This window comes from Nitrosomonas communis (genome assembly GCF_024102715.1).
Taxonomy (GTDB): Bacteria; Pseudomonadota; Gammaproteobacteria; order Burkholderiales; family Nitrosomonadaceae; genus Nitrosomonas; species Nitrosomonas communis_B.
This window is the reverse complement of sequence record NZ_JAGFJM010000024.1, coordinates 1-9,935: the sequence shown is the minus strand read 5'-3', so window position 1 is coordinate 9,935 and position 9,935 is coordinate 1. Positions and strand designations below refer to the sequence as shown.

The window sequence follows — 9,935 nt, the reverse complement described above, 5'->3', positions numbered from 1 at the left end:
CGCAGTGATAGTCCTTGAGCATGAGATCGATATCTGGAGTTGCCGGTATTTCGGCACGATCAGGTGTCGACGTAGGGATGAATAAACCAAGTGTGCGGTTGCTCGGTTTGAAATAAGTATTGGCAACCCGTTGCACTTCATCGAGCGTCGTTTGCTTGATGCGATCTCGGTGCAAGAACAGTAACCGCCAATCACCCATCGCAATGTATTCAGTGAGCGTAGTGGAGAAGGTGTGTGTATCAGCGAGTATCTGTTCAATTTTGTTTAACAGACGTGTACGAGCGCGCTCAAGTTCTTCACTCGTAATCGGCTGAGCAGCGAGTGATTCGACGGTGTTGATCAGCGTGTCGCGCGCAGTATCCAGTGGCATATCGGGCCGTAGACTTGCGCTGAAAAAAGCATAGCCCGCTTCACGTAATTGGCGCTCGAAGCCCAGAACAGTAGTTGCATGTTTGGGTTCTACCAATGCTTTGTGGAGTCTGCCGCCAGGAACTTGTCTGAGAATAGCGACCAGCAGATCAATTGCAGCATATTCTGTATGTGCGCCAGAAGGAATATGGTATAGCATGGCAGCGATCTGAGTATCACCAACGCGGCGCAATTTAACTAGGCGTTCACCATCTTGCGTTGGTTCGACCGTATAGGTTTTTTGTAACTTGCGCATTGGGCGTGGGAGAGGACCAAAATGACGTGCTACCATTTTTAGTGCCTCTGCCTCATTGAATTTTCCGGCAATGACAAGTACTGCATTGTCCGGCTGATAATAGTGACGATAAAAAGCCTGCAATCGCTCAATCGGTACATTTTCGATATCTGAGCGTGCACCAATAATGGTGCGGCCATAATTATGCCAGGAATAGGCTGCCGCAGTCATGCGGTCAGCGAGTACGCTGAAGGGGCTGTTTTCACCGGCTTCAAATTCGTTACGCACTACCGTCATTTCGCTATCGAGATCCGATTTCGCAATGCGTGAATTGACCATGCGATCAGCTTCCAGGCCCAGTGCCCAATCAAGGTTATCGGCACTGGCGGTAAAGGTTTCAAAGTAATTCGTACGATCGTAGGAGGTGGTGCCGTTCCAGCGGGCACCCCGCCTGGTGAATTCGTTTTTGATATCAGCAAATCGTTCTGTTCCTTTGAATAACAGGTGTTCGAGCAGATGTGCCATACCTGCTTCACCGTAACCTTCGTCACGCGAACCAACGAGATAAACGACATTGACCGTAATCGAATCAAGCGAATTATCTGGGGCAAGCAGGATGCGCAATCCATTGGTAAGCTGGTATTCAGAGATACCTTCAACAGTCGTGATTTTGGTTAATCCAGCAGGTAGCTCTGAATGGGGCTGCTGAGCGTAAACTCCCTTTAAAAATATAAGCGACATGACAAAGATAGTAAAAGTAATCAGGTGTCGATGCATAGCGGCTTTTTATTCTGAAACAAAATTAATGAATTTCTAAAAGACTACATATTCAATAGGAAGTTCGATCAAGCTACTGCTTTTCTTCTCATCTATGTAGTGTAATTTAGCAAGAAAGTACTTTCTAGCAAGAGACTACTTGAGAAGTTGATTGCTTTCCAACCATTGCTGTCGTGTTTCTCGCGCCTGCAAAAATGTTTTTTCGAGTGCTTCTCCATCATTGTTTGCTAAAAGCGTGCGCAGATCGGATAGTTTGTTCTGATAGACATCAATCTGTTTAAGTAATGTTTCCTGGTTAGCGAGGCAGATATCGCGCCACATTTCCGGGGAACTGCTCGCAATGCGAGTGCAATCACGAAAACTGCTGCCAGCAAAACGTAATACTTCTTCAGGTTTGTCTTCAATGTTAGCATGAACGTGATTCATGAGCGTAAATGCCAAGATATGCGGCAGGTGACTAACGATGGCAAGTATTCGGTCGTGTTGATCTGCAGGCATACAAGAGACTTTTGCGCCGCAATGCTGCCAGAGGGCTGTGACTAGGCTGATTGCTTGCTCGCTATTTTCCGTCAGGGGGGTGATAATTAAATGCTTGTCAAGAAATAAATGAGTGCTGGCAGCCTCGGCACCACTGAATTCAGTTCCGGCAATGGGGTGACTGGGGATAAAGCGAGTGAGATGTCGGGTAAGATGGGTGCGGGCAGCAGTTATCACATCTTGCTTAGTACTCCCTACATCCGAAATGATCGTTTCAGACTCTAGGCAGGGAGCGATTTGTGCCATGATATGACTGGTTTGGCCTACAGGCATTGCTAGCAGAACAAAATCTGCGTTTTTTAATGCGGCGGCAGGATTACTCGCAATTTCATCGATAACACCGAGCTCAACAGCACGCTGCATATTTTTTTGGCTGCGTCCGATGCCGACGATTTGCTTGACCATGCCAGTATGACGCAGTGCTAGCGCAAAGGAGCCGCCAATCAGACCAACGCCAATGACAACGAGTTTATTGAGCGGAAGAGATGTCATATTTCTATGCCGAGAAGAGTGCGAGTATCCAAGAATTTGCCACGGCGTTTAGCCCGGGGCTTTTAATACCTGTTCCAATGCTTGCAGGAATTTCTGATTTTCAGATTCCAGTCCTATGGTAACCCTTAAATGATGGGGCATATCATAAACGCCCAGAGGACGTACGATCACTCCCTGCTCCAGCAAGCTCTGGTAAGTCTTCATGGTATTGGATACATCACCTCTGACGCGAAAGCTAATGAAATTTCCGTAGGAAGGAATATATTCCACACCCAACTGACGTAAACCATTGGTAATTTGTAGCATCCCGGCTCGATTGAGCGCATAGGAGCGTTTGACAAATTCGATATCTTCCAATGCAGCAAGTGCGCCTACCAATCCAATACTATTGACATTGAATGGCTGGCGTATACGATTCATCAAATCTGCCAAATCGGGATGAGTTAGCGCAAATCCTACACGAATGCCAGCTAGGCCATATGCTTTGGAAAAGGTGCGTGTAATTAACAGATTGGGAAATTTTCTCAACCAGGAAATACTATTGGCCTTATTCGCTTCAGGCAGGTATTCATCGTAGGCTTCATCCAGGATAACCAAGACATCCGATGAGACCCGCTCAAGAAAGCGCAGCAGATCATCGGCATCACAGAGTGTGCCAGTGGGATTATTGGGGTTGGCAATAAAGACGATACGTGTTTCCGGGGTGATGGTATTGAGCATGGCAACCAGATCATGACCATAAAGTCTGGCAGGTACGGTGATGCCATGTGCGCCCAATGCCTGTGTCAGCAGTGGATAAATAGCGAAAGCATGCTGCGAATAAACAGCTGATGCACCTGGTTTCAGAAATATACGGGCAGCGAGTTCCAGCACATCATTCGAACCATTCCCCAATACAATCTGATCGACACTCACACCGTAGTGCTTCGATAATGCATTTTTTAGCTCAAAGCCACTTCCATCAGGATATCGAGCGATTTCCTGGAGCGCGGTGGTCATTGCTTCTATAGCCAACGGACTTGTGCCAAGGGGATTTTCATTGGATGCAAGTTTGATGACACCATATTTTTCAAGTCCGAGCTCTCGTACCAACTCTGAAATCGGTTTGCCTGGTTGATAAGGCTGGATAGCCCGGATATATTCTGGTGCAAGTTCACAAAGTTTCATAAGGTCAGAATGCTAGAAAAACTAAAAATAATTACCAGGATCAGTAACGGGTCAGATTGTTTGTTACACAGCTGGGTAGGAGCCAAGTATCTTAAGGAAAGTTGCTTTACTGCGGATTTCTTCAAGTGCTTTTGCAACATTCTCATTTTGTTGATGGCCTTCGATGTCAATAAAAAACACATATTCCCACAGTCCTTTACGGGAAGGACGGGATTCTAATCGGCTCATACCGACTTGATAGCGCGCAAAGGGCGCCAATAGCTCATAAATGGCACCAGGCCGGTTACTGGTAGACAGAACGATAGAGGTTTTATCTTTGCCGGAGACGGAGACTTGTTGCCTACCGATAACTAGAAATCGAGTGGTATTATTCGGATCGTCTTCAATATTCTTGGCGCAGATCGTGAGTCCAAAGAGATCGGCAGCTTTTTTTCCTGCGATGGCTGCAGCATTCTTATCTGCTGAGGCTAAGCGGGCCGCATCGGCATTACTTGCTGTATCGATGCGTGAGATAGCTTGTAAATTCGGTAAATACTTATTCAACCATTCAAGACATTGCGCAAACGATTGTGGATGAGAGTATATTTTCTGAATGGCGGTAAGATCTGTCTGATGTCCCATTAGACACTGATGGATAGGTAATTCAATTTCACCGCATACAGTGAGTGAGGTTTGGAGTAGCAAATCCATGGTTCTGCCGACTGCGCCTTCAGTGGAATTTTCCACCGGTACGACACCATAGCTGGCAGTACCCGATTCTACCTTGCGAAAGACATCATCAATTGAATTGCTGGCCAGTGCCGTCACTGCATTACCAAAACGCTTGATTACTGCTTCTTCAGAAAAAGTTCCTTGAGGGCCAAGATAAGCAACGGTTAATGGTTCTTCCAGCGCACGACAGGCTGAAGTGATTTCTGTAAACAATTGTGCGATACGCTTATTGGGGAGCGGTCCTGGATTTAACTGTTGCAGACGGGCTAATACCTGGGACTCACGTTCGGGACGGTAAGTTACGCCATTCTTCTGGCGACCGATTTCCTGTGCTAGCTCAGCACGTGTATTAATGAGTTTGAGTAGCTCGTTATCAATCGTATCGATTTTATCTCGCAACTGTTTGAGTTGTTCAGTCATGGGAAATAAATATTAATCTGGAGTTTTTGCTAGAATTGGCAAATAGCGTACTAGTAAGACACCTGTGATTTTGGAAAGAGCGTCAATCACATGGTTTGGAACTGGACTATCTGTATCAACGAGGGTGTAGGCCATTTCGCCGCGCGACTGGTTGGTCATATTATGTATATTTAATCCGGCTTTAGCCATGCATGTTGATATCTGGCCTAAAAGATTGGGAACATTGGCGTTGGCTACGCCGACCCGATAGGGTGACCCTCGCTCCATAACGACATTCGGGAAATTGACTGTGTTGGCAATATTGCCGTGTTGCAAGTAATCCATTGTCTGATCAACAATCATGATAGCGCAATTTTCTTCTGCCTCCTGGGTGGATGCGCCCAGATGAGGCAGGGTAATCACTGCTTTCTGATGATGTAATTTCTGACTCGGGAAATCAGATACATAATATTTAATTTTACCATTCTTGATTCCAGTGAGAACCGCATCTTCGTCAACAATGGCGTCACGGGAAAAATTAAGCAATATCGTATCTCGCTGCAAATAGTGCATGAGCTTATCATTGATGAGGTGATAAGTGGTATCCATTAAAGGTACATGCAGGGAAATAAAATCACTGTGACGTAACAGATCTTCGATACTCTGAGCTCTTTGTACTTCTGAAGACAGGCTCCAAGCAGAGTCAACCGTAATTTTAGGGTCATATCCTAGTACTTTCATTCCCAGTTTAATGGCAGCATCGGCTACCAGTCTTCCAATTTTACCCAAGCCAATGATGCCAAGTGTTCGTTTGGGCAGTTCCACACCCAAGAATTTCTTTTTGTGTTCTTCTACTTGCTTATGCAGAGCCTGATCGTCGCCTTGCAAGCTTTCAACGAAGCGAAATGCAGGAATCAGGTTACGTGACGCTATTAACATGCCTGCCAATACCAGTTCTTTGACAGCATTAGCATTGGCGCCAGGTGTATTGAATACTGGGATGCCGCGTAAATTCATTTCGTTAACCGGGATGTTGTTTGTGCCAGCGCCTGCCCGCCCAATGGCAACGACGCTTCTGGGTATCTCCATATCCAGCATGTTGTGCGATCGAACCAGAATGGCATCTGGATGAGATAATTCATCGCTGACACAGTAACGATCAGAAGGAAATCGCTTTAATCCAATAGACGCAATGTTATTAAGCGTGAGGATATTAAAAATCCTTTGTGTATCGTCAGCCATAGATTTTTTCGAACTCTTTCATAAAAGAAACCAGAGTCATGACGCCTTCATAGGGCATAGCATTATAGATCGAAGCACGCATGCCGCCGACGGAACGGTGGCCTTTTAATTGGAGTAATCCCCGTGCCTTGGCTTGCTTTAGAAATTCATTATCCAGCGCAGTATTTTTCAGGGTAAATGGAATGTTCATGCGTGACCGATCAGATTTGGCAACCGGGCATTGATAGAAATCACTGGAATCGATTAAGTCATAAAGCAGCTTGGATTTGGAGATATTGATTGCCTCCATTGCAGCCAGTCCACCTTTTTGTTTTAGCCACGTTAGCACAAGACCCATGATATAAATAGCATAGGTGGGCGGTGTGTTGTACATGGAGTTGTGGTCTGCATGCGTTTTGTAATGATACATAGTCGGAGTGCCCGCAATCGATTTACCCAGTAAATCCTCGCGGACAATAACAAGAACAAGTCCAGCTGGGCCAATATTTTTCTGTGCCCCCGCATAAATAAGCCCAAACGGTGTGACATCCAGCAGGCGAGACAAAATATTAGAGGACATGTCGGCTACCAGTGGAATATCGGCTTTTCCGCCCATTACTTGTGATATATCGGGGACCCAGTTGAACTCCACTCCGCCAATGGTTTCGTTAGGTGTGTAATGAACATAGGCGGTATCAGGATTGATTTTCCATTCATCAAGTGCAGGGACGTAGGTAAAATGAGCGTCTTCTGCTGACGCAGCGATATTAACTGCACAATATTTTTTTGCTTCTTCGATGGCTTTCTGTGACCATTGTCCGGTGTTGATGTAATCAGCGCTCGATTTTCCGCGCAAAAGATTCATTGGCACCATGGCAAATTGACTGGAAGCGCCGCCCTGAAGAAAAAGTATTTTGTAATGATCCGGGATATTTGCTAGTTCGCGTAAATCACTTTCAACTTTGGCGGCAATGGACATGAATTCTTCGCCGCGATGGCTCATTTCCATCACTGACATGCCGCTGCCATGCCAATTTAGCATCTCATCACGCGCTTGCTGGAGAACTTCTTTGGGTAATACAGCAGGACCTGCACTGAAATTGTAAATTATGCTCATCAATAGATTCCTGGTTTATTTCATTCTAATTCTGCCGTATTTCAATTGTAAGAAGATCGATTTTATGTTTCATCAGTTTCAATGACCCTCTCCAAGCCAGCAAGCTTTTCTCCCTGATCAAGGTTAATCAGGGTAACGCCCTGAGTGGCACGACCCATTTCACGAATTTCATTGACACGGGTCCGGATTAATACCCCCCCTGTGGTGATCAGCATGATTTCATCATCGGGTTTGACAAGCTGTGCTGCTACCACTTTGCCGTTACGTGCACTGGTATTGATCGCGATCATGCCCTGTGTGCCGCGGTTATGGCGAGTATACTCACTGATCGGTGTACGCTTGCCGTATCCATTTTCGGTTGCGGTCAGGACAGTGAGTTCCTCGTTCTCAGCGACAAGCAGTGAAATAACCTTCTGACCGGCGCTGAGTTTCATGCCGCGTACACCGCGTGCGATGCGCCCCATCGGCCTAACATCATTCTCATCGAAACGCATGGCTTTACCATTGTCAGAAAACAGCATGACATCGTGCTTTCCTTCGGTTAATGCGACACCCACTAGATAATCACCTTCATCAAGGCCAATTGCAATGATTCCATTATTGCGCGGTCGCGAGAACTCGGATAACGGTGTTTTTTTAACCGTGCCGAAAGCAGTTGCCATAAAAATATAACGATTATCGTCAAATGTTTTTACTGGTAAGACGGCATTGATTTTTTCATCTTTTTCCAGTTGTACCAGATTGTTGATGGGTTTCCCTCGTGAAGAGCGACTGCCTTGAGGAACATTGTAAACCTTAATCCAATAAACGCGTCCCAGACTGGAAAAACACAGAATATAATCATGTGTATTGGCAATGAACATATTATCAATGAAATCGTCTTCTTTGGTAGCGATCGCTAATTTCCCACGACCCCCCCGTTTTTGAGCGCGATAATCATCCAGCAACTGAGATTTGATGTAACCTGCATGTGATAGGGTAATGACGACATCGGCAGGGGTAATCAAATCTTCTGTGTTTAAATCTTGTGTATCGATAACGATTTCACTGCGCCGCTTATCACCGAATTGCTGCTTAATGCTGCCGAGTTCCTCAGCGATAATGGCGGTAATTCGCTCAGGGTTAGCGAGAATATCCAGAAGGTCAATGATTTTATCGATGATTTCTTTATATTCGCTAGTAATCTTATTTTGCTCCAGGCCAGTCAGGCGCTGCAGACGAAGATCCAATATTGCCTGAGCTTGCATATCAGATAAGCGGTAGCCTTGCTCGGATAAACCAAATCCAGCGGCCAATCCATCTGGGCGAAAAGCCTTTGCATCAATTAATGCGCGCGTAAGCATTTCTTCTACCAGCTGAGAACGCCAAATTCTGGACATGAGTGCATTTTTAGCATCAGCAGGAGTAGGTGCGGCTTTGATGAGAGCGATAATCTCATCAACATTGGATAGTGCCACCGCCAAGCCTTCGAGTAAGTGGCCACGTTCACGTGCTTTCTTCAATTCAAAAGTGGTGCGGCGCGTGACCACTTCACGCCGATGCCGCAGAAATGCTTCCAGTATCTGCTTTAGATTAAGCAGGCGGGGCTGACCATCTATCAGTGCCACCATGTTCATACCGAAGGTATCTTGCATCTGCGTTTCTTTGTACAGATTGTTCAGAACGACTTCAGGAATTTCGCCGCGCTTTAGCTCGATAACGACGCGCATGCCCGATTTATCTGATTCATCCCGTAAGTCAGAAATACCTTCAATTTTTTTGTCACGCACCAATTCGCCAATGCGTATCAGCAAATTGGCTTTATTGACCTGGTAAGGTAGCTCATCAATAATGATACTCTGACGGTTACCTTTATCGATATCCTCAAAATGCGTGCGAGCTCGCATGATTACACGGCCCCGTCCGGTATGATAACCATCACGTATACCTGCTGTCCCATAGATAATGCCGGCTGTAGGAAAATCAGGCGCTTGAATATGTTCAATTAGCTCATTTATACTGACATCTGGGTTACCAAGTAACAAAAGACTGGCGTCGATTACTTCATTTAGATTGTGCGGTGGAATATTGGTGGCCATACCTACGGCAATTCCGGAAGAACCATTGATGAGTAGGTTGGGGATCTTTGCTGGGAAAATCAGTGGTTCTTGCTCTGAGCCGTCATAGTTAGGCCCGAAATCCACTGTGTTTTTATCAAGATCGATAAGCAATTCATGTGCGATACGTGACATTCGAATTTCGGTATAACGCATGGCTGCGGCATTGTCGCCATCGACCGAACCAAAGTTACCTTGCCCATCTACCAGCATATAGCGTAATGAAAAATATTGAGCCATTCGGACAATCGTGTCATAGACCGCGGTATCGCCATGTGGGTGATATTTACCTATGACATCGCCCACGATACGTGCTGATTTTTTATAAGGACGATTCCAGTCATTGGAGAGTTCATGCATGGCATACAGTACTCGTCTATGTACTGGTTTCAAACCATCCCGTACATCGGGTAGTGCACGTCCCACAATCACACTCATTGCATAATCGAGGTAGGAGCGTCGCATTTCCTCTTCAAGACTGACAGGTAAGGTTTCCTTTGCGAATTGATTCATTTCGTTAGATGTTGTCGGGTTCGGGATTCAGCTCGTCACTGTTGGATTGAACTGAAAAATATTTGAGATGGCTAAAAATGATTTCTTGATAAGATAGTTCAAACATTAATTTTATATTTTAGCATGGCATCTCTCTTTATAGCCTACGTCACATAAAATGATTCAATTTTAAAGAGTTGCTCAACGGTTTGGTTTTGTTGTTTTCTGATTGCTTTGGCTTGTGCCCATTTGTGCTCAATGGGGTTAAGGTCTGGTGAATATG

General features: G+C 45.5%; 7 protein-coding genes. All 7 read right to left on the bottom strand.

From position 1 onward, the window contains the following. A partial coding sequence (locus J5I83_RS02800) for a pitrilysin family protein (protein ID WP_304053118.1) occupies positions 1 to 1,420 on the bottom strand: 1,420 nt, incomplete at its 3' end. Between the two features lie 135 nt (positions 1,421 to 1,555). Next, positions 1,556 to 2,449: a prephenate dehydrogenase/arogenate dehydrogenase family protein gene (locus J5I83_RS02795; protein ID WP_304053117.1), complete on the bottom strand. Its 894-nt coding sequence runs from the start codon at positions 2,447 to 2,449 to the stop codon at positions 1,556 to 1,558. 48 nt (positions 2,450 to 2,497) lie between these two features. Next, positions 2,498 to 3,616: a histidinol-phosphate transaminase gene (gene hisC, locus J5I83_RS02790; protein WP_304053116.1), complete on the bottom strand. Its 1,119-nt coding sequence runs from the start codon at positions 3,614 to 3,616 to the stop codon at positions 2,498 to 2,500. Positions 3,617 to 3,679: 63 nt separating this feature from the next. After that, entirely contained in the window at positions 3,680 to 4,747 is a 1,068-nt protein-coding gene (gene pheA, locus J5I83_RS02785) for a prephenate dehydratase (protein ID WP_304053115.1), read from the bottom strand. Between the two features lie 12 nt (positions 4,748 to 4,759). Continuing rightward, positions 4,760 to 5,968 carry a 3-phosphoglycerate dehydrogenase family protein gene (locus J5I83_RS02780; protein WP_304053114.1) on the bottom strand — a complete coding sequence of 403 codons (1,209 nt, stop codon included), beginning with the start codon at positions 5,966 to 5,968 and terminating at the stop codon, positions 4,760 to 4,762. Then, positions 5,961 to 7,064 (bottom strand): 3-phosphoserine/phosphohydroxythreonine transaminase, encoded by a 1,104-nt coding sequence (serC, locus tag J5I83_RS02775; RefSeq protein WP_304053113.1) that lies wholly within the window; start codon positions 7,062 to 7,064, stop codon positions 5,961 to 5,963. Before serC ends, J5I83_RS02780 begins: the two co-directional genes overlap by 8 nt. Before the next feature lie 62 nt (positions 7,065 to 7,126). Then, positions 7,127 to 9,673 (bottom strand): DNA gyrase subunit A, encoded by a 2,547-nt coding sequence (gene gyrA / locus J5I83_RS02770; protein ID WP_304053112.1) that lies wholly within the window; start codon positions 9,671 to 9,673, stop codon positions 7,127 to 7,129. Positions 9,674 to 9,935 lie beyond the last annotated feature (262 nt).